The sequence below is a fragment of the Paralcaligenes ureilyticus genome (assembly GCF_004346225.1).
GTDB lineage: Bacteria > Pseudomonadota > Gammaproteobacteria > Burkholderiales > Burkholderiaceae_B > Paralcaligenes > Paralcaligenes ureilyticus.
Genome location: NZ_SMAJ01000010.1, coordinates 114,312 through 138,417 on the forward strand (window position 1 = coordinate 114,312; position 24,106 = coordinate 138,417).

Consider the following 24,106-nt stretch of genomic DNA (forward strand, 5'->3'; position numbering starts at 1 on the left):
ACGATTGCCGACGCCTTCAGACATCGAGCTCGGCCAGATTGCCTTTCTCTTCGAGCCAGGTGCGCCGCTGCGCCGATTCGCCCTTGCCCATCAACATATCGAACATCCGGGTGGTGGCTTCGATTCCCAGCTCGCCGCAAACGACCGGCATCAAACGCCGGGTATCCGGGTTCATGGTCGTATCCCACAGCTGTTCGGCGCTCATTTCACCCAGGCCTTTGAAGCGGCTCACGCTCCAGGCCTGTTCTTTTACGCCTTCCTTGCGCAGCTTGTCCTGCACCGCGGCAAGCTCGCCCTGATCCAGGCAATAGATTTTGCGCGCCGGCCGCTTGCCCAGCGCCGGCACATCCAGGCGAAACAGGGGAGGCCGCGCCACATAGACATGGCCGGCCTCGACGAGCCTGGGGAAATGCCGGAAAAACAAGGTCAGCAGCAGCACCTGTATGTGCGAGCCATCGACATCGGCATCGGACAGGATGCAAATCCGCCCATAGCGCAGGCTGGACAAATCGGGCTTATCGTGCGGGCCGTGCGGGTCAACGCCAATGGCAACGGCGATATCGTGTATTTCGTTATTCGCAAACAGGCGATCGCGCTCCACCTCCCAGGAATTAAGCACTTTGCCGCGCAAAGGCAACACCGCCTGAAATTCCTTGTCGCGCCCCATTTTGGCCGACCCGCCGGCCGAGTCGCCTTCCACCAGGAAGACCTCGGTGCGGCTGCTGTCGCTGGACTCGCAATCGGTAAGCTTGCCGGGCAGCACCGCCACCCCCGAGCCCTTGCGCTTTTCCACCTTCTGCGCTGAACGCGCGCGCGCCTGCGCCTGGCGGATGGCGCTATCGGCCAGTTTTTTGCCCGCTTCAACATTGGCGCTCAACCACAGGTCGAGCGCATTTTTCACAAATCCGCCCACCAGGCGAACCGCATCGCGGCTATTCAGGCGCTCTTTGATCTGCCCCTGGAACTGCGGGTCCAGCACCTTGGCCGACAAGATAAAGCTGGCGCGGGCAAACACATCCTCAGGCAAAAGCTTGATCCCCTTGGGGATCAGGCTATGGAGTTCGGCAAATGTTTTCACCGCGCTAAACAGCCCCTCGCGCAGACCCGACTCATGGGTGCCCCCGGCGGTCGTGGAAATCAGATTCACGTAAGATTCACGCACCAGCGGGCCATCCACCGTCCAAACCACGACCCACTGCGCGCCCTCGCCCGGAGCAAAGGCCTCATGATCGTCCTCGGCGTACTGCCGGCCCTCGAATGCAGGCACCAGCGCCTGTGTGCCGTCGAGCTCCTCGGCCAGGTAGCCGCGCAGGCCGTCCTGGTATTGCCAATGGCGCGTTTCGCCCGTCTTTTCTATGGTGAGCGACACCTTCAGACCGCTGAGCAGCACCGCCTTGCTGCGCAGGCCGTGAACCAATTCGGCCAGAGGGATAACCGGGCTGTCAAAATACCGGGGGTCGGGCCATACACGCACGCGTGTCCCGGTTTTCTTGCGGCTGACGGGCTCCAGCTTGCGCAAAGGGACCTTAACGTCGCCATCGGCAAATACCATTTGATGCGTCTGGCCGCCACGCCAAACGCAGACCTCAAGCCGCGAGGACAAGGCATTGGTGACCGAAACGCCCACGCCGTGCAAACCGCCTGAAAACGCATAGGCGCCGTCGCCCTTCTTGTCGAATTTGCCGCCGGCGTGCAATTGCGTAAACACGATTTCCACCACCGGCGCATGCTCTTCGGGATGCAAACCCACGGGAATGCCGCGACCGTCGTCTTCAACCGAAATGCTCGAGTCGGAGTGGAGCACCACCTGGATATGCTGGCAAAACCCCGCGAGCGCCTCATCGGCCGCGTTATCGATCACCTCCTGCACAATATGCATGGGGCTTTCTGTGCGGGTGTACATGCCGGGGCGCTGACGCACAGGCTCCAGCCCCTTCAGGACCCGAATGGATGCTTCGTCGTAGAGTGGTGTAGCCATTTATCGTTAAACTTTTGGGTGAACAAAAAACGTTATTTTACGGACGAACTGAAAATTGCCGCTTGAAGGGTGGCCACAAGGGTCGCCACTGCGACGCGGCGGGCAGGCAATATCGGTGGCAGCCACAAGGGCTGCCGCTACATGATTCACGGATATGTTTATAGGGATATCATCTTGATTGCCAACGATTTTGGCAGTCACAAAGGTCGCCCCCACAAAACATGCCCGTCGCTTGTAGTGGCACCCCTTGTGGGTGCCATCCCCCCACAACACATCCCGCCATCCCTCCACAACATCCCCCCACCATCTCCGAGCACAGTAGCCTCGACAGTGGTATGCTTGTAGGCATTCGGCAACAAGACTATGCACTACAAGACTAGAATTCATTGTGCTGTTGCCCCCTATTCCCGTATAGTTTTCAAATATCCCCTCACTTTCTTCTCTTCTTATCATGAGCGAATCCATCAAACACGTAAGCGACGCCAGCTTTGAGGCGGATGTGCTTAAATCCGACCTGCCCGTGCTGGTTGACTACTGGGCCGCATGGTGCGGCCCTTGCAAGGCGATTGCGCCCTTGCTCGAAACCGCCGCCCAGGAATACCAGGGGCGCGTTACCGTTGCCAAAGTCGATGTCGACGCCAATCCCGAGACATCCGCCAAATTCGGCATCCGGGGCATCCCCACTCTCATGGTGTTCAAAAACGGCAAGGCCACCGCGACCAAAGTCGGCGCGCTGTCCAAATCGCAGCTCAACGCCTTTCTCGACGAATCCCTGTAAAATAGTGTTTCTCGCGCGAGCCTATTCTAGGCTCGCCATCTGCTTTCAAATACCCCCTTTCCTCACTCATGCATCTCACAGAACTAAAAGTGCAGCACGTTTCGCAGCTGCTAGAACTGGCCGCCGGCCTGGATATCGAGAACGCCAGCCGCCTGCGCAAACAAGAACTCATGTTCGCCATCATGAAGCGCCGCGCCAAGCAAGGCGAACAAATATTCGGCGATGGCGTCCTTGAAGTACTGCCCGACGGCTTTGGCTTTTTACGCTCGCCCGAAACCTCTTATCTGGCCAGCACCGACGATATCTATATCTCGCCGTCGCAAATTCGCCGCTTCAATCTGCACACGGGCGACTCCATCGAAGGCGAAGTCCGCACCCCCAAAGACGGCGAACGCTACTTTGCACTGGTCAAGGTCGACAAGGTCAACGGCATGCAGCCCGAGGCCATCAAGCACCGCATCATGTTTGAAAACCTCACGCCGCTGCATCCGAACCAGCCCATGGTTCTGGAACGCGACATGAAAGGCGAAGAAAACGTCACCGGACGCATTCTCGATATTTTCGCGCCCATAGGCAAAGGCCAGCGGGCGCTTATCGTATCGAGCCCCAAGTCGGGCAAAACCGTTATCACCCAGCATATTGCGCACGCTATTGCGGCCAATTATCCCGACGCGGTGCTGATCGTGCTGCTGGTCGACGAACGCCCCGAAGAAGTCACTGAAATGCAGCGCACGGTGCGCGGCGAAGTCGTGGCATCCACCTTCGACGAGCCCGCCACGCGTCACGTGCAGGTCGCCGAAATGGTCATCGAAAAGGCCAAGCGTCTGGTCGAGTTGAAAAAAGACGTGGTCATTGTGCTCGACTCCATCACCCGGCTGGCGCGTGCCTACAACACCGTCGTGCCCGCCTCGGGCAAAGTGCTCACGGGCGGCGTGGACGCCAATGCCTTGCAGCGCCCCAAACGCTTTTTCGGCGCGGCGCGCAATATCGAAGAGGGTGGCTCGCTGACCATCATCGGTACGGCTCTGGTCGAAACCGGCAGTCGCATGGACGAAGTCATCTACGAAGAATTCAAAGGCACCGGCAACTCCGAGCTGCATCTGGAGCGCCGCCTGGCCGAGAAACGCGTCTACCCCGCCATCAATTTGAATAAATCGGGCACGCGCCGCGAAGAATTGCTGATCAAGCCCGAGCTTCTGCAAAAAATCTGGGTGCTGCGCAAGTTCATCCACGATATGGACGAAGTCGAAGCGATGGAATTCATTCTGGATAAAATCCGCGCCACCAAAAACAATGCCGAATTTTTCGACATGATGAAAAAATAGCCGTGCGCAAGCGTGGGCTATTCTCGTTCCAGGGAGACTTGCCTGCGAAGCGCATAGCGAATTCGCGTCTATCACTTCATGCCAAGGTAACAACCGGCAAACGCTCTTCCAATTCAGCCGGGCAGGTTGCACCTCGGCACGCATTCTGTGGAACTCTGTCGGATGAATCTACCTACGCTGAATCAATTTCTGGATCAAATTAAGGCGCGCGACCCCTATCAGCCCGAATTCATGCAGGCTGTAAAAGAAGTAATGAACAGCCTGTGGCCTTTCATCGAACAGAATCCCCGTTACGCCCAGCAAGGTCTGCTATACCGCCTAGTTGAACCCGAGCGCGTGATCCAATTTCGCATCTCGTGGGTCGACGACCACGGCCGGGTGCAAATCAACCGAGGCTTTCGCATCCAGCACAGTTCGGCCATCGGCCCATTCAAGGGTGGAATGCGTTTTCATCCGTCGGTGAACCTGTCCATACTCAAATTTCTGGCCTTCGAACAGACCTTCAAAAATGCCCTTACCACCCTACCCATGGGCGGCGGTAAAGGGGGCTCCGATTTCGACCCCAAGGGCAAATCCGACGGCGAAGTCATGCGTTTTTGCCAGGCGCTCATTATTGAACTCCACCGCCATCTGGGCCCCGACACCGATGTCCCGGCGGGCGATATCGGTGTGGGCGGCCGCGAAATCGGCTTCATGGCCGGGATGATGAAAAAGCTGTCGAATTCCGCCGCCTGCGTATTTACCGGCAAGGGAATCACCTTAGGCGGCAGCTTGATCCGCCCTGAAGCGACCGGCTATGGCACCGTCTATTTCGCCGAAGAAATGCTCAAGCGCACCCGCCAATCGATCGCCGGCCTGAGCGTGTCGGTATCGGGCTCAGGCAATGTCGCCCAGTACGCCATCGAAAAATGCATGCAACTAGGTGCCAAAGTCGTTACCGTGTCGGACTCGCACGGAGTCGTCGTCGACCCGGCCGGTTTTAACGCCGAAAAACTGGCGGCCTTGATTGAACTCAAGAACGAAAAACGCGGACGTGTGGAAACCTACGCCAAGCTGTTCAAGCTAAGGTACGAAGCCGGCAAACGTCCCTGGCATGTGCCGGTTGACGTGGCCCTGCCCTGCGCCACACAAAACGAGCTGGAGCTAGAAGACGCCCGCATGCTTATCAAGAACGGCGTGCGCTGCGTCGCCGAGGGCGCCAACATGCCTGCCAACCTGGAAGCCGCCGCGGCATTCATCGACGCCAAGATCTTGTATGCGCCCGGTAAAGCCAGCAACGCGGGCGGCGTTGCCGTGTCGGGTCTGGAGATGGCCCAGAATGCGCAACGCCTGCACTGGACGCGCGAAGAAGTCGACAGCAAACTGCACGCCATCATGCGTCATATCCACGAAAACTGCGTCGACCATGGCGCCCACGGCGACTACGTGAACTATTTGCACGGCGCAAACATAGCCGGCTTCGCCAAAGTGGCCGACGCCATGCTGCACCAAGGCATATACTGACTCATCCACGCCAAAACTAGTGGCCTGGCGTTGCGGCACCCTTCTCCACGACGTGGCTCACCTCTTTGATCTTGGGATCGTTCCAGTCGCCGCTGATCTGATACTGCACTGTCATCGCCTTGGCAAGCGGGGTCTTCAATAGCCATTGAGTCAGGAACGCACCCAGGCCGACGATCGGATTGATGGCGATGCCGGCCGCGAGGGCCGCACCGCTGACATCCAGGTTGGGCACCACGACCGCCTGTAAATCCAGCAGATCATTATTCAGATTCACGTTGCCACCCAAAACTATCGTGCCGGCCGGCCCGGTCACGCGATAGTCGTGGGCGGTCATGACGCCGCGCTCGATCTGTACGGTTCCTCGCAGGTTATCGTACGGGAAACCATCGCGGGTCCAGGCGGCGGGGTTCACGTTGAAAGTGGCCAGACGCTGCACCGATTGCAGTGAAAGCAGCTCGAGCAAACGCGCCGAACGCGAATTGAGACTGCTAAACCGGCCCTTTTGCAGACTGAACTCCATACGCCCGCTCAAATCGGACAGCTTGTATTTCCAGGGCAGGTTACGCCAATCGAACTTGCCTTCTATCGACCCTTTGCCGCCCGACATCCTGTTTTTGTAGCCCATCTGATTCAAATAGGCGCCCATGTTTTCGGTTGTCAGTTTGGCATCCAGAGTCAAACCGCGATCCGGCCCCTTCAAGCGCCATATGCCGCTGCCGCTCAACTGTGTCGAAGCGCCGGTCAAATGCAGCGTATTGAGCCTCCATATTGCGCCTCGCGACTGATTCACGCCCACCAGCGACAGTTGCCCCAACTCATGGCCGTACAGGCTGAACCGGCGCACATCCAGGTTGATGGCGGGGACATCGTCATACGTCTTTGCATCGGCCTCGTTGTCCCCGGAATCGGCCGCGGCGGAATCGGCATCGGAGCCGCCACCCGCGCGGCCCAGGGCCAGGCGATCGAACTTGGCATCTACCCGGCCGGCAATCTTGCCCGACGCTTCACGCCAGAACAAAGTGCCTGCGGTTTGCGAAGAGCTGATATCGACGCGCCATTGCGTCGGTGCGGGCCGCTTGGCCGTAAATGTCGCCAGATCCATGTCGAGCCCATGAAAACGCACCGTCCTGGCCTGCAGCCGCAGTTGCTGGACATCGGGCAAGAGCGGCCGCTCGCGCCGCGCCGCGCCAGCTACGGGGGTGGAGAATTCATCGAACACCTGGCTCCACACATCCATGTCGACCCGGGGATTCTCAACATCAACATTCAGGCCCTCGGGCAACATGGCCGCGGTTTGATTGACCGCCACCGTCCCGGCATAAAAATAGGGTGATTTCTTGTTTTCGTTGCGGTGCAAGAGCCGTGCAGTAATGGCTCGTCCCAGGCTGATGTTCAGAGTGCTGTCCCGGTTGCCTTTATCGCTGCGCTGCCAGTCCATATGCAAAGGCAACGGCTGCGCTGCGGGCTTACCCACCGGATCGGGAAAATCCAGGGCAAGGCCCTCGAGCGTGCTATCGAGCGCCAGATCCAGCGCGCCGCGGCGCGGCCGCCGCAGCTGCGCCCGGTATGGAATTCGTCCGCGCAACCGCTCCATGCCTGCCAGGCCCACATACTGAGTCAATGCCTTGGACGTAGCCTGCCCCTGTATTTGCAAGCCCTTTTGCGTCCCGCCTATCCCGCCGGCGATGGCCACCGGCCCCCCCAGGAATTCAGCCTTGACAGCATCCGCCGCGACCTCGACATCTGTAAAATTCAGCACTCCCGAGACATGCTTGAAAGGCGGCATCTCGGGCATCAGGGAAACAGTCCCGCCGCCAAACCGGATCGCCCCCTGCACCGTGGTGTCCCGGCTATTCAACAAGGGTATCGTCAAAGCCAAAGGCACCTGCCAGACATCCTGAGCCTGGGCCTCGTCAAAGTCGCCGCCCAACAGGCCGCCCAGCGGGGAATGGTGCAGCAGCGCCAGATAGGCCGAAGCGGGCGCCGTTGTGTCGCCCTGAATGCTGAGCACCGAATGGTGTTCAATATCGGGAATGCGCGCCGCCAGGCCGCTTAAGGAAATCGTCTCGCCAGCGGCGACCTGCATGACGGCCTGGTCGGCAGTCAGCTGCAAATCGGCTCGGTGCAAACTGACCATGCCGTTCATGCGGGACAGGCGGGGCCATCCCAGCGTATCTTTGTCCGTCGGCAGATAATCGATGATTCCATCGACATAACGCCCCTGAACCTCGAAGTCTCCCTGATCGGGCTCCTCGCTGAACGGGAAAAACTCCAGATCGCCTTTCAGCAACAGCTGGGCATCATGAATCTGGCCGTGCACCAGGCCTTTGTCCATCCACTCGCGCGCGTCCAGGCTGACACTATTGGGCAGATAGTCGTCAATGGCGGCGATCGCCGCGCGTTTGAACGTGCCGCGAATGTCGGCCAACCCCGCCTGGCCTGTCCCTCCCTGCTGCCAGCTCCCCTGCAAGCGAGCGTCCATATCGTTGTTGACCAAATCCACGTGTCCAAGAACCGCCCGCATCGCTCCGCTATCGAGGCGGCCGATCGAGCCCTGGGCCGCGATGCGGGTGAAATCAAGAGGGTGCTGGAAAAGGGCTTTTGCCTGTATGCCCAGATCCTGCATCTGGAGCCGGAATTCGATGGCGGGCGCAGCCTCTGCCGCACCCGCGGTTGCGTCGATTCCAGAAGGAGACATCTGCGCGGCTTGTGCCGTTGCCGGCAAGGCCGGCGGCGAAAAAATCCGCTCGAAACCCAGCCAAGGGCCAGACAGGTACAGCCTGGCCCGGGTCGCTTCTACGTCCGATTCCGGCCCCAACTTCCAATGCCCATTTTTCACGGTCACATCGGAGGTAAAGCGAACCGGACTCCCGCGCTCAATGCCCAGCCAGGCTTGGGCCGAAACTTCGCCGGATCGCAAATCCTGCGGCAAATCGACCCATGGCTTCCAGCCCAGTGGCAACATCTTGCCTACCTCGGCGTAGATCTGCCCGCTCCAGGGCGTAGTCGGGACACCATTGCGCACGTTGCGCTGGAGCTGGCCGCGAATATCCAGAGATTGGCCAAGAGACTCGGGCGGCGTCGCCACTAGAGAAAATTGATGCTGTGGCGCCTGATTGTGGATTTTAAGAGTGACGTGCCGCAAAACCAAAGGCGGCGCCCGGCGCAACTCGTCGATCCAGCGCAATGTAGAATCGCGCAACACCACTTGGCGTTGAGTCGCCAGCCATCGAAGCGCCGCGCTGTCCGCTTCGGGCGCCTGACCGTCGACCTGGTCCAGGGCAAAGGTATAACCCAGAACCTGGAGCTGTTCTTGAGCATCGCGGCGTACGCTCAGATCAAGGCCACGCGCCTCGATCATCACAAACTGCAGCGACCCGCGCAACAGGCTGCGCCAGCTTAATTCGGCCTTTACTTGCGGCAAATGCAGCAGGCGCCGCTGACGGTTATCAATAAAATTGACATCCTGCAGTTGCAAGGTCGGGTTCAGACCCGACCAATCGGCGCCCACATGGCCGAGGGAGACTTGCGCATTGAGCACCTGCGATAATTGCTGGGCGATATACGGACGCCATTGATCAATATGGGGCAAAACCCAGTAACGCAAGCCCAGGATAGCCACAGCGGCCGCAAAATAAGCCACTAGCGCCAACCGGCCTAGAAAACGGACAACACTTGAAATTTGACGCACGGAATGAAATTAGCCAGAACTAGACGATTTGCAGTATCTTCCAAGCCTTATACCTTAAATTACGCTTATCGTCCTCAACAATTGTAATAATGTCCAAATCCCAATTACTTGAGCCGGCTTTGCGCTGGTCCGGGGCCTTGCGCCGCAAAGCCAGCGCCAATGCCCAATTTGAGCAATGGCTGGGCGAAGCCGCAACATGCGCCGTCACGCCCGCAGTCATCGATGCCTGGTTCACCGAACTCACCGGAGCCGGCACGGGGTCGCCCTTGCCTCTGCCCGAGGTGCGCCGCACGCTGCGCCAACTGCGCGAACGGGTTTTTTACACGCTGATGGTGCGCGATATCAACGGCGCAGCCCCATTGGCCGAAGTCGTGGGAGCCATGACGGCGCTGGCCGACCTGGCGATCGCGCAGGCCTATCAATGCATCGCCCTGGAGCTGGCCGGCACCTACGGCATCCCCACCGATCCCGGCAGCGGGCTGCCGCAAGAGATGCTGATCGTAGGCATGGGCAAGCTGGGCGGCAACGAGTTGAACGTTTCGTCGGACATCGATTTGATCATGCTCTACGGCGAAGAAGGCGAAACGGCAGGCCGGCGGAAAATCAGCCACCACGAGTTCTATGCAAAGCTGACTCAGCGCATGATGCCGGTTCTGTCTGACGCCGATGAGCATGGCCAGGTGTTTCGCACCGACCTGCGCCTGCGCCCCGACGGCGATTCGGGCCCGCTGGCCTGGAGCCTGGACGCGCTCGAAAATTATCTGGTCAGCCAAGGGCGCGAATGGGAGCGCTATGCCTGGCTAAAGGGCCGCGTCATCGCTTGCCAGGCCTTTGCCGGCAGCGACCCCGCACCGCAACTGGCCCAGCTCGACGCCTTGCAAACGCCTTTCGTCTACCGCAAATATTTCGATTTCGATGCGCTCGCGGCATTGCGCGCGCTGCGCGAACGCATTCGCCAGGACTGGCAGCGTCGGGCGCTGGCGCAAAACGGCATCGAAACCACGCACAATATCAAATTGGGCGACGGCGGCATACGCGAGATCGAGTTTGTCGTGCAACTCACCCAGCTGATACGCGGCGGCCGCATGCCCTCCCTGCGCCGGCGCGGCCTGATCGCGGCGCTGCATCGGCAAAAAGAGGCCGGGATCATCACACCGGACGACGCCGCTCAACTCGAGGCGGCTTACGTTTTCTTGCGCCGTATCGAGCATCTGCTGCAATATCGTGAAGACCAGCAAACACATTTGCTGCCCAGCGACCCGGCGCTGCGCGCACTGCTGGCCGACGCAATGAGGATGCCGGCGGACCAATTCGAAGCCACGCTCGCGGCCCACCGGACTTTTGTCGCGCAACTATTTCGCAACGCATTCAGAATGGCCGGGGTGGGCGAAGACGATCAAAACAACGGCAAACCGGCAACACCCGACTGCGCCAACCTCGAACAGCATATCTACGAACAGCTGGGCACACAGGCCCATACATTGAACGATCGGGCGCAGTCGCTCCTTGACAGCCACCGTATCCGCAACTTGCCGCACACCAGCCGGCGCCGCGTCGAAGCGCTGCTGCCCAACGCCATCAGCGCCGCGGCCAAAACCGCCTACCCCGAGCAAACCGCCACGCGCCTGTTCGATCTGATCGAGCATATCGCCCAGCGCAGCGCCTATCTGGCGCTGTTGGCCGAGTACCCCGAAACGCTGGCGCGGGTAGCCAGGATGGTGGATGCAAGCCCCTGGGCGTCGCAATATCTCAGTCAATATCCTTTATTGCTCGATAGTCTCATTGAATGGCGCTCGCTGCTGGCCTCACCCGATTTCGGACAGCTCGCTCATCAACTGCACGATGATCTTGACGCCTGCGTCCTGCCCAACGGCCAGCCCGACGTCGAGCAGCAAATGAATCTGATGCGCGATATTCAGCGCCAGGTCAGCTTCCAGCTTCTGGCCCAGGATCTGGAAGGCGTGCTCAGCGTCGAAAAACTGGCCGATCAGCTCTCGGCCCTGGCCGACATGCTGTTGGCGGAAACCATTTTCCGGGCCTGGCCGCTGGTGCAGCCCAAAGGGAGCGCCACCACCGACCTGCCCAGCCCGAAATTCGCCGTCATCGCGTACGGGAAGCTGGGCGGCAAGGAAATCGGTTACGCCTCGGATCTGGACTTGGTTTTCATCTACGACGACACGCGCGACGACGCCATCGAAATCTATGCCAGGCTTGGCCGCCGGATCACATCGTGGCTATCGACCATGACCTCATCGGGGCGCCTTTATGAAATCGATTTGCGCTTGCGCCCCGATGGCGACGCGGGCCTGCTGGCCGTGCCGCTCGAGGCGTTTACGCAATATCAGCTGAACCACGCCTGGGCCTGGGAACATCAGGCGCTGACTCGCGCACGCTACGCGGTGGGCGACGCGCGGGTGGGCGAGCGATTCGAAGCCGTGCGCCGCGAGGTGCTGCTATTGAAACGCGACCCGCAAGCGCTCAAAGAGGAGGTGCGCACCATGCGCCTCAAAATCAGCGCCGGCCACCCCAACCATACCGATCAATTCGATCTGAAGCACGACCGTGGCGGCATGGTGGACGTGGAATTCGTCACCCAGTACCTGGTGCTCTGCCATGCCGCCGAACATCCGGCGCTGCTCGATAACCTGGGCAACATCACTCTGCTGCGCCTGGCCTCGGAAGCAGGGCTGATCGACGCAGGCACGGCCACCGGCGCGGCCAACGCCTACCGGCTGTTTCGCAAAATGCAGCATGCGCTGCGCCTGCAGGGAGCCGAAAAGGCCCGCATAGCGCCGGATCGGCTAAAGGCCGAACGCCAGGTGGTGCTGCGGCTTTGGGAAACGGTTATTGGGGACTAAAATAGACGCTGTCCCATTTTACTGAGTGGCCGTGCAGCGTTCAGGCGCTGCGCGGGCTTGCCGTCCATGACCAATACCCAAAGCGCCGCCGCTGCGCCAAACGCCGAACGCCCCTCTGCGGCATCCGATGTCCAACGCCCTACGCTTGTCCTGCCCGACGGCCGCAAAAAGGTACTTCTGCATTCGTGCTGCGCGCCCTGTTCGGGCGAGGTCATGGAGGCCATGGCCGCATCGGGCATCGATTATTCCATTTATTTTTACAACCCGAATATCCACCCTGTACACGAATACGAAATTCGCAAAAACGAAAACATCCGGTTCGCCCGGCAGCACCATATCGAATTCATCGACGCCGACTACGACATGGACAACTGGTTCGAGCGAGTCAAGGGGCTGGAAAACGAGCCGGAGCGCGGTGCGCGCTGCACCGCCTGCTTTGACATGCGGTTCGAGCGCACGGCTCTGTATGCACACGAACACGGGTTCGACACGATCGTCAGTTCGCTGGGCATATCGCGCTGGAAAGACATGGACCAGATCAATCGCAGCGGCCAGCGCGCCGCGGCGCGCTACCCCGAGCTTGTCTACTGGACCTACAACTGGCGCAAAGGCGGCGGATCGGCGCGCATGATCGAAATCAGCAAGCGCGAAGAGTTTTACCAACAGGAATATTGCGGCTGCGTGTATTCGCTGCGAGACACCAACCGCCACCGCCGCGCGCAAGGGCGCGACCGCGTCAAAATCGGTGTCAAATTCTACGGTAAGGACGAGCTGGAATCGGAATTACCGGCGAGTGTGGGCAAGTTGGAATAGAAAAAACGGCAGCCACAAGGGCTGCCGCTACATTATTCACGGGCAGGCATTTGTAGCGGCACCCCTTGTGGGTGCCATTGATGTTCTATAGACGCCATCTTGATCACGAACGATTTTGGCACCCACAAGGGGTGCCGCTACAACGCCCCGCCGCTTACTGCAACGTACGCGAAAAAACGAACTTGTCGTTTTTCCAATCGACGGGCACCACATCGTTGGGGCCGAACCTGCCCTCCAGGATCAGCTTGGCCACCGGGTTCTCGATATGCTGCTGGATCGCCCGCTTTAACGGCCGCGCGCCAAAGACCGGATCGAAACCCGTGCGCGCCAGTTGCGCGAGCGCCACGTCGGACACCTCCAGCCGCATATCCTGCGCTGCCATGCGCGCAGCCAGACGCTGCACCTGAATCCGCGCAATCGACTCCATATGCTTGGCTTCCAGCCCATGGAACACCACGACCTCATCGATCCGGTTCAGGAACTCGGGCCGGAAAGAGGTCTTCAGATCATCCCAGATCACTTCCTTGATCACCTCGTAAGGCTGTCCCACCATGCTCTGTATATGATGCGAGCCCAGGTTCGAGGTCATCACAATCACCGTATTGCGGAAATCGACCGTACGCCCTTGCCCATCGGTCAGACGGCCATCGTCGAGCACTTGCAGCAACACGTTGAACACGTCGGGGTGAGCCTTTTCGATCTCGTCGAGCAAAATGACGCTATAGGGCTTGCGGCGCACCGCTTCTGTCAGATAACCCCCCTCTTCGTACCCCACGTAACCCGGAGGCGCGCCTATCAGCCGAGCCACGGAATGCTTCTCCATGAACTCGCTCATGTCGAGGCGAATCATGTGATCTTCGGAATCGAACAGGAAGCTCGCCAAGGCCTTGGTCAATTCCGTTTTACCCACCCCGGTCGGGCCTAAAAACAAAAACGAACCATAGGGGCGCGACGGGTCGGACAGGCCCGCGCGGGAACGCCGGATGGCGTCCGCCACCAGCACCACGGCCTCGTCCTGGCCCACGACCCGCCGATGCAGGAAGTCTTCAATGCCCAATAGTTTGGCGCGCTCGCCCTGCATCATTTTCGACACCGGAATACCCGTCGCCCGCGATACCACTTCGGCGATCTCTTCGGCGCCCACTTGCGTACGCAAGAGGCGCGGATGCTCGGGGTCGACGGCCGCTTGCTGGCCGGCTTCGGCCGCCTTCAGGCGACCTTCGAGTTCGGGCAACTTGCCGTACTGCAACTCGGCCAGCTTGTCGAACTGACCCTTGCGTTGCAAATCGGCCATTTCGGCACGCGTGCGTTCGATTTCTTCCTTAACCGATTGCGAGCCTTGAACCGCCGCTTTTTCGGCTTTCCAGACCTCTTCATAATCGTTGTACTCGCGGGCGAGCCGCTCGAGTTCGTCTTCGATAACCTTCAGACGCCGCAATGAACCATCGTCCGTTTCCTTCTTGATGGCCTCACGCTCGATCTTGAGCTGGATAATGCGGCGATCGAGCTTGTCCATGACCTCGGGCTTGGAATCGATTTCCATGCGGATGCGCGCAGCCGCCTCATCGATGAGATCGATAGCCTTATCAGGCAAGAAGCGATCGGTAATATACCGATTGGACAGCTCGGCCGCCGCCACGATGGCCGGATCGGTAATGGCTACGCCGTGATGCAGTTCATAGCGTTCCTGCAAGCCGCGCAAAATCGCAATCGTTGATTCGACGTCCGGCTCATTGACCAGAATTTTCTGGAAACGACGCTCCAGCGCCGCATCCTTTTCGATGTACTTGCGGTACTCGTCGAGCGTCGTGGCACCAATGCAATGCAGCTCGCCCCGCGACAAGGCGGGCTTGAGCATATTGCCGGCATCCATCGCGCCGTCGGCCTTGCCCGCCCCCACCATGGTGTGCAATTCATCGATAAAGACAATGGTGCCCCCCGCATCCTGGGACAATTCTTTGAGGACCGCCTTAAGACGCTCTTCGAACTCGCCGCGGAATTTTGCGCCCGCCACCAGGGCGGCCATGTCCAGGGACAGTACACGCTTGCCCTTGAGGGTTTCAGGGACTTCATTATTGACGATGCGTTGCGCCAGGCCTTCGACAATAGCCGTCTTGCCCACGCCGGGCTCGCCGATAAGAACCGGATTGTTTTTGGTGCGCCGCTGCAATATCTGGATAGTCCGGCGGATTTCATCGTCGCGCCCGATCACCGGATCGAGCTTGCCCGCCCGGGCGCGCTCGGTCAGGTCGAGCGTATATTTGGACAAGGCTTCTCGGTTGGACTCGCCCTCGGAATCGGACACCGAAGCCCCCCCGCGCACCGCATCGATCGCGGTTTCCAGTGCCTTGCGCTGCAAGCCGGCTTCGCGCAGCAGCCGCCCCGCCTCGCCCTTGTCCTCGGACAGGGCGAGCAAGAACAGTTCGCTGGCAATATAGGTATCGCCGCGATTGGACGCCTCTTTATCGGTGCGCGCCAAAATCGCCTGCAACTCACGGCCAACCTGAATATTGCCCTCCGCCCCCTGCACCTGCGGCAATGCTTCAATCGCGGCATTCACGGCAGGGACGACACGGTTGACCGCCACGCCCGCACGCGCCAGCAAGCTGGCCGCGCCGCTATCGGCGTCGGCCAGCAAGGCGGCCAACACATGCACCGGTTCTATATAAGGATTGTCGTGCTTGACAGACAGGCTTTGCGCATCGGCAATGGCCTGCTGAAACTTCGTCGTTAGTTTATCGAATCGCATAGTCGTTTCGTTTTATTACAAAATAAGAGCCACGCTCGGATAATCAGTATGTGCGGCTGATCGGCCATTTTGCAAGATACAACGCGTGCCACCATCTCGAAATTCATCGACGACTTCGACTTTACTCCCTCTGCGCGGCAAAGCCTACAACGGGCGGCCACAAGGGTCGCCCCTACGAGATCTCGGTAATGACGATGGCAGCCACAAGGGCTGCCGCTACAAAAACACATTCGTGAATCATGTAGCGGCAGCCCTTGTGGCTGCCATTTTTTTGCTAAACGGGGTGCAGGTTATTGCACCGATGGCACCCACAAGGGGTGCCGCTACGATCTAGGTGGTTCCCTAAGCGACTTTCAGGCTTGTGGTGGCCGCGGCACTTTTGAACTGGGCCTCTTCCGTGGAACCCGTGAGCGCCGTGGTCGAAGACTGGCCGCCTTCAATCGTCTGCGTGACGGTATCGAAGTAACCCGTACCGACTTCGCGCTGATGTTTGACCGCCGTAAAGCCCAGATCGGCCGCCGCGAATTCCTTTTGCTGCAACTCGACGAAAGCGCTCATCTGGTGGCGCGCATAACTATGCGCCAATTCGAACATGCCGTAATTCAAGGCATGGAAGCCCGCCAGGGTAATGAACTGGAATTTGTAGCCCATCGCACCCAGCTCGCGCTGGAATTTGGCAATCGTCGCGTCATCGAGGTTCTTCTTCCAGTTGAACGACGGCGAGCAGTTGTAGGCCAGCATCTTGCCGGGGAACTGGCGATGGATCGCCTCGGCAAATTTGCGTGCGTGCTCAAGGTTCGGCGTGGAGGTTTCGCTCCACAGCAGATCAGCATAAGGCGCATAGGCCAAGCCGCGAGAGATGGCCTGATCGACCCCGGCCCGGGTGCGAAAGAAGCCTTCTGTCGTACGTTCTCCCGTAATGAAAGGACGATCGTTTTCATCCACGTCGCTGGTGACCAGGTCGGCGGCATCCGCATCGGTACGCGCCAGCAGCAAAGTCGGCACATTCATGACGTCGGACGCCAGACGCGCCGCAGCCAGCTTGGCCACTGCCTCGCGGGTAGGCACCAGAACCTTGCCGCCCATATGGCCGCACTTCTTCACCGAGGCCAGTTGATCTTCGAAGTGCACGCCGCTCGCGCCCGCATCGATCATGGCTTTCATGAGTTCAAACGCATTGAGCACGCCGCCAAACCCGGCCTCGGCATCGGCTACGATCGGCGCGAAATAATCGATATAGTCGCTGTCGCCGGGGTTTTTACCTTCCATCCACTGGATCTGGTCGCAACGTGTCAAGGCGTTATTGATACGCCGCACCACTTGCGGAACCGAGTTGGACGGATACAAGGATTGATCGGGGTACATCTCGCCCACGCCATTCGCGTCGCCCGCCACTTGCCAGCCCGACAGATAGACGGCTTTCAGGCCGGCCTTGACTTGCTGCATGGCCTGATTGCCCGTCAGGGCTCCCAGCGAATTCACGAACGGCTCGGAATGAAGCAAAGCCCAAAGCTTCTCCGAGCCGCGCCGTGCCAGCGTGTGCTCAACGACCACCGAGCCGCGCAAGCGCACCACCTCCTCGGCGCTATAGCCGCGTTTGATACCCTGCCAGCGGGGATTTTCCGCCCAGTTTTTTTGCAAATTCCGGATTTCGTTTTCGCGTGTGCTCATGATGATGCTCCTGAAGAATGGAAGTAAGGAAAAAGGAATAGCCGCAATCGATGTAAAAATTCTACGCTTATGCTGCACCGCAAATAACACTTATGTCTTATATAAGATAAAATATATTATTGTTAATTATCATTATGTTATAAATTATATTTCATAATACAAAACGATATTTTCTACTATGAAAACGCACCTTGTGCCGCGCAGCATTCGCTTTTTGCATGGCGATAATGAGTTTTCATAATGTGAAATTCGTTGCGTAGGCGCAGTACAATGGCAAACTCCATTTCCAACTTGCGTCTTTTTTATCGACAGTGCTTTCTTCTATGACTGATCCCATACTGGCTAATGCCCCCCTGGGTCACGATGCGCCCTATCCCACGGCTTACGATCCCACGGTGCTTTTTCCGATTGCCCGTCAAAACAACCGCCAGACCCTGGCGCTTCAGCCCCTGCCCGACTGGCACGGCGCCGATATATGGAATGCCTACGAATTGTCCTGGCTCAACACCAGGGGTAAACCGGTTGTGGCCACGGGCTGCTTCGTATTTTCGCAAGCCAGCCCCTGCATCATCGAATCCAAATCGTTCAAGCTGTACCTGAACTCATTTAACGAAAGCCGCTACGAAAGTGTCGAATCAGTGCAGCGGCACATGGAACACGATCTGAGCCACGCGGCAGGTGCGCCTGTGGACGTCCGCTTAAATCCGTTGACGATCGGCCACACGGAAAATTACCGGCCGCTTTCCGGAATCAACATCGACGGCATCGATGTCGGCATTGATCGCTACACGCCGGCCCCCGAGCTGCTGCGCTGCGTACCTGGAGCGACCGCAGTCAGCGAAGTTTTGATGTCGGATCTGCTTAAATCCAACTGCCCGGTCACAGGCCAGCCCGATTGGGGCAGCCTCCAGATCCGTTATCGCGGCCCGCAAATCGATCGCGCGGCGCTGCTTAAATATATTATTTCCTTGCGCCATCACAACGAATTCCACGAGCATTGCGTCGAGCGCATGTATTGCGACATCTGGCAGGCGTGCCGGCCTGCGGAACTGCACGTCTACGCGCGCTACACGCGTCGCGGCGGCCTGGACATCAACCCATGGCGCGCCAGTGTTGCCGCCAATGTAGACAACCGCAGAACCGTCAGGCAGTAGCCATGGCCCGGGCACCGACGGCACGAGCCACCCACATGGCAAGCGCCGCGGCGATAATAAAGCCGATTGCCGCGCCAACCCAAGGGCCGCGGCTATAGCCCGCATCGAGCAAAACGCCAAACCCTACCGGCGCAAGAGACGATCCCACGTCCATGCCTGAATAAACCAGCCCATAAACGGTTCCCGTGGCCCCCTTTGGGGTCACGCGGCGAATCAGCATGTCGCGCGAAGGCGTGGCCACGCCCGAACAGAAGCCCGCCAGGGCCACGAGCGCCACAGCAAAAGAGGTCGCAATCGAGCCGGATGCGAGCACCACCAGAAGAACCCCCGCCAGCACCAGCGACACAGCCACTGTGCGCTCTGTATTAGGTGTGGCGCCCACCAGAAAGCCCCCCGCCAGCATCCCGACGGCGGCCGCGACCATATAGGCCGACAAGGCCGTGCCCGCCAACACCTTGTCGATTCCGTACACATGGCCCAGCATGGGGATGGTGTAATTTTGCACGGCCGACAAAGACATGGATGTAAAAGCGAAAAACAGGAATGCGCCCCACAGCGCGGGCTGCACCAGCAAGGTGGCCAGCGTTTGCGCCACCGTTTGCCGGGCCAGGCTGGGCTGGACCGCCGATTCGGTAGCGGGGCCGGCGGCGGAAGCTTCGTTTTTGCCGGCCAGCAGATCGCGTCCCAGCCAGACCAGGGCAAGTACAAAAGCCACCAGACCGGCCGCCGCAAAAGCGGCTATACGCCAGTTGGCAACATGAATAATGGCTGCCATGAAAATCGGCGTAAGCGCCCAGCCCAGGTTGCCGGTGAGCCCGTGGGCGCTGAACGCGTGGCCCAGGCGCGGCGGGCTGATGCGATGGTTGATAATGGAATAATCCACCGGATGGAAAACCGAATTGCCCGCGCCCCCCACGACCGCCGCCAACATCAACATGGCATAACCGCCCGACAAGCCGATCAGAACGCCGGAGACCACAAAGCACGCCAGGCCAAAGCGCAGCACCGGAGCCGGGCCGACCCGATCGACAATAAACCCGGACGACGCCTGTCCCAGACACGAAACCAGGAAAAAAGCCGACGCCAGCAAGCCCAACGCGACGAAATCGTAGCCAAACTCGGCCGCCAGCGACAAATACAGGGTTGGCAGCACCAGCTGGAAAAAATGCGAGCAGGAGTGTGCCGCGCCAATCAGACTGATAATGGTCCAGTCTCTGCGTTTTACAGCGGGGCTATCGTCAAGCGGATCGAAGGCAGCGGCAGTCATGGCAAATAGGGGGAAAACGCGTTGATCGAATCAGGGAAAACCGATAGAAATCAGGCTGCCCGATCGCGAATCTCGGGCCACGCGCGGCGCAGGTAATAGCACATGGACCAGACGGTCAAAATCGCCGCAATGACAATCAGCACTTCGCCTGCCGCCTGCAGCGACACGCCGTACAAGGGCTGCCAATACAAAAGACAGGGGATGGCCACCATTTGAGCGGCCGTTTTGAACTTGCCCAGCCAATGCACGGCGACGCTGCCGCTGGCGCCAATTTTCGCCATCCACTCGCGCAGAGCCGAAATGGTGATTTCGCGCCCGATAATCACCAAAGCAATGAATAAATCGACGCGGTTCAAGCCCAGCAGCACCAAAAGCGCCGCGCACACCATCAGCTTGTCGGCCACCGGGTCCAGAAACGCGCCAAACGACGAGGTCTGATTCCAGCGGCGCGCCAGCCAGCCGTCAAGCCAGTCGGTCAGGGCCGCCACAATGAAGGCGCCCGCCGCGATGGCGTCGCGCGCCGGCAACCACCCCTCGGGGAGGTAGAACAGGCCCACCACCAGGGGAATCATGGCGATACGCAGCCAGGTCAGGAAAATCGGGATATTGATCGGCATAGTGAGCACAATACTACATCATCGCAACGCCTGATAGATGCGCTCGGCCAGTTCGGGCGATATGCCGTCGACCGACCCCAGATCATCGATGCTGGCATCGACCACGCCGGAAAACCCGCCAAAACGCGCCAACAATTTTTGCCGGCGCTTGGCGCCTACGCCGTCGATCTCTTCGAGCCGCGACACATTGCGCGCCCGGGCGCGCTGCGCACGCATGCCGGTAATGGCAAACCGGTGTGCCTCATCGCGGATCTGGGCCACCAGCATCAGCGCCGCCGATTCGACACCGAGGGCCACCGGCGCGCGCCCATCGACGAACACCAGGGTTTCGAGCCCCACTTTGCGCCCTTCTCCCTTGGCCACGCCGACAATGGTGTGCGTATCCAGACCCAGCTCTACAAATACCTGGCGGGCGACTTCGACCTGGCCGCGCCCGCCATCGATGAGCACAATGTCGGGCATGGTCGCCTGCCCATCGGCCACGCGGGTAAAGCGCCGCGTCAGCACCTGCCTCATCGCGGCATAATCGTCGCCCGGCGTAATTCCTGCGATGTTGTAGCGTCTATATAAAGAAGACTGCATGGCATGCTGTCTGTACACCACGCAGGAGGCCTGGGTCGCCTCGCCCGCCGTGTGGCTGATATCGAAGCACTCGATGTGCATGGCATCGAGCGCCGCCTCGTCGGTATCCATGTCCAGCGCCGTCGCCAGCGCCAGAGTGCGGGCCGCTCGCGCGCTGGATTCGGACAGCAGGCGGCCAAGCGCCATCTCGGCATTTTTCATGGCCTGGGCGAGCCACGTCTTGCGCATCCCCTGAGGCCGGGTCAACAGCCGCGCCTTGACGCCTGTCTGCTCGGCCAGCAGGCGCATGAGATCCGGGTCGGGAAGCGGATGCGAACACACCAACACCGCCGGCATGGCGCTATCGGGATAATGCTGGCCCATAAAGGCCGCCAGCACGTCGCCGGCGGTGTCGTCGTTGGTATGCGTCGGGAAAAAAGGCTTATCGCCCAAATGCCGGCCGCCTCGCACCATGGCCAGGTTGACGCATACGCGCCCGCCCGCCTGCGCAATGGCAATCACATCGACATCGTCATCGCCTATTTTTTCCATGGTTTGCTGCTGCAGGACACGAGCCAGCGCGCCCATCTGATCGCGCAGCACGCCTGCCTGCTCATACTGCAGCGCCGCCGATGCCTGCCGCATGCGCGCATCGATATCCTGCATAACTTCTTTGGCGCGGCCATCAAGAAAACGCACTGCGCGCTCGACATCGGCCTGATAATCTTCCGGCGAAATCAGGCCTACACAAGGCGCCGAACAACGCCCGATCTGATAAAGCAGGCAAGGCCGCGAGCGGTTGGCGAACACATTGTCTTCGCACGTCCTCAGGCGAAACACCCGCTGCAGAATCTGGATGGTTTCGCGCACCGCCCAGGAATTCGGGTAAGGGCCGAAATACCGCCCGCGGCCGCTCGTAGAGCCACGGTAATACGCAATGCGCGGGGCCGTGTGATCCGTAATGGCCAGATAAGGATACGATTTATCGTCGCGAAACAGAATGTTGTAGCGCGGCTTCAAGCTTTTGATAAGATTGTTTTCGAGCAGCAGCGCCTCGGCCTCGGAGCGCGTCACCGTCACCTCGAGACGCACCACCCGCGCCACCATCTGGGCAATGCGAGGGCTGGCAAGCGTAGTTCGAAAGTACGACGAAACCCGTTTTTTCAGGTCCCGCGCCTTGCCCACATACAAGACTTCGCCCGCCGCATCGATATGCCGGTATACGCCCGGCAGATGAGGCAGGTCAGCCAGAAATGATTTGAGATTGAAGTCGTCGGGCATATTGATAGCGTTCATTGGCCTGCAAAGCGTCCCAATCCGGCGCGGGCCGCTGCGGCGCCAGACGGCGAATCCGCTCCACCGATTCGACAGGGTGGCTGACCGCCAGGCGCGCCAGCAGATCATCGGCCATATCCGGGCGATTGCATACCAGCACCATATCGCAACCGGCGCCCAGCGCCGCCTGGGCGCGCGCCAGAATATCACCGGCAACCGTCGCCCCCTGCATGGTCAGGTCGTCGGAAAACACCACCCCCTCATAGGCCAGGTCGTGGCGCAATATCGTCTGGATCCAATGCCGAGAAAACCCCGCCGGTTGCGGATCGACACTGGAGTATATGACGTGAGCGGGCATCACCGACGGCAACACCATATCGCCCAGCCACCCATACGGAGCCGCGTCTTCCTGCATGATCTCGTCAAAGCTGCGAGTATCCACCGGAATCTCGTGATGCGAATCCGCCTCAACCGCCCCATGCCCGGGAAAATGCTTGCCGCAAGCGGCCATCCCGGCCAGCATCAGGCCCTGTATCAGCGCCCGCGCCAGCAACGTCACCACCCGCGGATCGCGATGAAACGCACGGTTGCCGATAACCTTGCTGACACCATAATCCAGATCCAGCACCGGCGTAAAACTCAAATCCACCCCACAGGCGCGCAGCTCCGCACCCAGCACGTAACCCGCCTCGGTCGCCAGGCGCATGGCGCCCAGCGAATCGCCCATCCATATCTCGCCAAACAGGCTCATCGCCGGAATCGCTGTAAAACCATCGGTGCGAAACCGCTGCACCCGGCCGCCCTCGTGATCGACAGCGATCAGCAAAGGCTCATCGCGCTCGGCATGAATCGCCCGGCACAAAGCCGCCAACTGCTTTCGATTCTCAAAGTTGCGGGCAAACAGAATCACGCCCCCCACCAGAGGGTGACGCAAACGCCGCTTTTCCTGCGCCGTCAACTTAATTCCCGCTACATCGACCATGACCGGCCCCGGAACCAGGCTTGAAGAATTCTTTTCCTTGGGCATTACGCTCATTCACTCCTGCATTAATCAAATCCAATCGGCGACATTTTCACGGCCTGGATTCCACAACGACAAACGCCGCCACCATATCGCTCTCATCGGTCATGGAAACATGCACGGCGCCAAACCGCTCGGCATACCAGCTTGCCAGCGGCTCAGCCAGACTGACACGCGGCCGGCCACTCGGTTCGTTCAATGTTTGCATGCGCGGCCAGGACATGGGATGGTGCATCCCCAACCCTATCGCTTTGGAAAAAGCCTCTTTAGCCGCAAACCGCGTCGCCAGAAACCGCAAGCCGCGCTCACTGTCACGCTGATAACGAATATGGAATTTTTCCAGCTCCTGCGTGCCCAGAATACGCTGCGCAAACTTCAGGCCATGACGGGCATACGCGCGCGCGATCCGATCCACCCGAAGCAAATCCACGCCAATACCCGCCACCTTACCTGCCGCTGCCTGCATACTCCGTCCAAAATCCGATAGCCCAGCCCCAGGAAATTCCCGGCGAAGGCTCAATTCGCATCATACCGTGCCGTTTGGAATAAAAAAAACGCTGCGAAGCATCGATGGCACCCACAAGGGGTGCCGCTACAAAAACGTAGCCGCGAATCATGTAATGAATCATGTAGCGGCAGCCCTTGTGGCTGCCATCAGCGATCTATGAATACGACCCCGGTTCCCGACCGCATGGTAGCCACAAGGGCTGCCGCTACATGAACAGCGATCATCCAAATATCGAGCACACGAGCGTCGTGGCCAGTCAAGGTGGGGCGGGCGATTCGGGCACGCCGCGCGCAGGGCCGGCTTCGGGGATGCAAGGCGTGCGCTGTTTGAGTGGGAC

General features: G+C 59.6%; 15 protein-coding genes. 6 read left to right on the forward strand and 9 right to left on the reverse strand.

Going from position 1 to position 24,106, the window contains the following annotated elements; genetic code table 11:
• Positions 1-16: 16 nt before the first annotated feature.
• The gene (locus tag EDC26_RS13495; protein WP_132583461.1) at positions 17-1,978 is read right to left on the reverse strand and encodes a DNA topoisomerase IV subunit B; all 1,962 of its coding nucleotides are present in this window, start codon (positions 1,976-1,978) and stop codon (positions 17-19) included.
• A gap of 451 nt (positions 1,979-2,429) precedes the next feature.
• Here EDC26_RS13495 and trxA point away from each other — a divergent pair, with 451 nt between their 5' ends.
• The 3 genes from trxA (at position 2,430) to gdhA (ending at position 5,584) form a co-directional block, all read left to right on the forward strand.
• Entirely contained in the window at positions 2,430-2,756 is a 327-nt protein-coding gene (trxA, locus tag EDC26_RS13500) for a thioredoxin TrxA (protein ID WP_132583463.1), read from the forward strand.
• Between the two features lie 68 nt (positions 2,757-2,824).
• A complete protein-coding gene (gene rho / locus EDC26_RS13505) occupies positions 2,825-4,081 on the forward strand; it encodes a transcription termination factor Rho (RefSeq protein WP_132583465.1) in 1,257 nt (418 codons plus the stop codon).
• A 162-nt stretch (positions 4,082-4,243) separates the two neighbouring features.
• Positions 4,244-5,584: an NADP-specific glutamate dehydrogenase gene (gene gdhA, locus EDC26_RS13510; RefSeq protein ID WP_132583467.1), complete on the forward strand. Its 1,341-nt coding sequence runs from the start codon at positions 4,244-4,246 to the stop codon at positions 5,582-5,584.
• 16 nt (positions 5,585-5,600) lie between these two features.
• Here gdhA and EDC26_RS13515 read toward each other — a convergent pair whose 3' ends face one another.
• Positions 5,601-9,275: a YhdP family protein gene (locus EDC26_RS13515; RefSeq protein WP_481859725.1), complete on the reverse strand. Its 3,675-nt coding sequence runs from the start codon at positions 9,273-9,275 to the stop codon at positions 5,601-5,603.
• Between the two features lie 89 nt (positions 9,276-9,364).
• On the opposite strand from EDC26_RS13515, the gene glnE reads away from it, so the two are divergent.
• Both glnE and EDC26_RS13525 read left to right on the forward strand, forming a co-directional pair.
• On the forward strand, positions 9,365-12,133 hold the full coding sequence (glnE, locus tag EDC26_RS13520) for a bifunctional [glutamate--ammonia ligase]-adenylyl-L-tyrosine phosphorylase/[glutamate--ammonia-ligase] adenylyltransferase (RefSeq protein ID WP_132583471.1): 2,769 nt from the start codon (positions 9,365-9,367) through the stop codon (positions 12,131-12,133).
• Between the two features lie 66 nt (positions 12,134-12,199).
• Positions 12,200-12,946 carry an epoxyqueuosine reductase QueH gene (locus EDC26_RS13525; protein WP_132583473.1) on the forward strand — a complete coding sequence of 249 codons (747 nt, stop codon included), beginning with the start codon at positions 12,200-12,202 and terminating at the stop codon, positions 12,944-12,946.
• Positions 12,947-13,100: 154 nt separating this feature from the next.
• Here EDC26_RS13525 and clpB read toward each other — a convergent pair whose 3' ends face one another.
• Positions 13,101-15,695 (reverse strand): ATP-dependent chaperone ClpB, encoded by a 2,595-nt coding sequence (gene clpB / locus EDC26_RS13530; protein WP_132583475.1) that lies wholly within the window; start codon positions 15,693-15,695, stop codon positions 13,101-13,103.
• A 342-nt stretch (positions 15,696-16,037) separates the two neighbouring features.
• Entirely contained in the window at positions 16,038-17,366 is a 1,329-nt protein-coding gene (gene aceA / locus EDC26_RS13535) for an isocitrate lyase (RefSeq protein WP_132583477.1), read from the reverse strand.
• A gap of 323 nt (positions 17,367-17,689) precedes the next feature.
• Between aceA and queF the strand changes: the two genes are divergently transcribed.
• Entirely contained in the window at positions 17,690-18,520 is an 831-nt protein-coding gene (gene queF / locus EDC26_RS13540) for an NADPH-dependent 7-cyano-7-deazaguanine reductase QueF (RefSeq protein ID WP_132583479.1), read from the forward strand.
• Here queF and EDC26_RS13545 read toward each other — a convergent pair.
• The 5 genes from EDC26_RS13545 to acpS are packed head-to-tail and all read right to left on the reverse strand — an operon-like array spanning position 18,510 to position 23,727.
• Positions 18,510-19,787 carry an MFS transporter gene (locus EDC26_RS13545; RefSeq protein ID WP_132583481.1) on the reverse strand — a complete coding sequence of 426 codons (1,278 nt, stop codon included), beginning with the start codon at positions 19,785-19,787 and terminating at the stop codon, positions 18,510-18,512. The genes queF and EDC26_RS13545 overlap by 11 nt on opposite strands.
• A 50-nt stretch (positions 19,788-19,837) precedes the next feature.
• A complete protein-coding gene (gene pgsA / locus EDC26_RS13550; RefSeq protein WP_132583483.1) occupies positions 19,838-20,404 on the reverse strand; it encodes a CDP-diacylglycerol--glycerol-3-phosphate 3-phosphatidyltransferase in 567 nt (188 codons plus the stop codon).
• An 18-nt stretch (positions 20,405-20,422) separates the two neighbouring features.
• A complete protein-coding gene (uvrC, locus tag EDC26_RS13555) occupies positions 20,423-22,246 on the reverse strand; it encodes an excinuclease ABC subunit UvrC (RefSeq protein WP_132583507.1) in 1,824 nt (607 codons plus the stop codon).
• A complete protein-coding gene (gene nagZ / locus EDC26_RS13560) occupies positions 22,209-23,267 on the reverse strand; it encodes a beta-N-acetylhexosaminidase (protein ID WP_132583509.1) in 1,059 nt (352 codons plus the stop codon). Before nagZ ends, uvrC begins: the two co-directional genes overlap by 38 nt.
• Before the next feature lie 46 nt (positions 23,268-23,313).
• Complete coding sequence (gene acpS, locus EDC26_RS13565; protein ID WP_132583485.1) at positions 23,314-23,727, reverse strand: holo-ACP synthase; 414 nt, start codon at positions 23,725-23,727, stop codon at positions 23,314-23,316.
• Between the last annotated feature and the right edge of the window lie 379 nt (positions 23,728-24,106).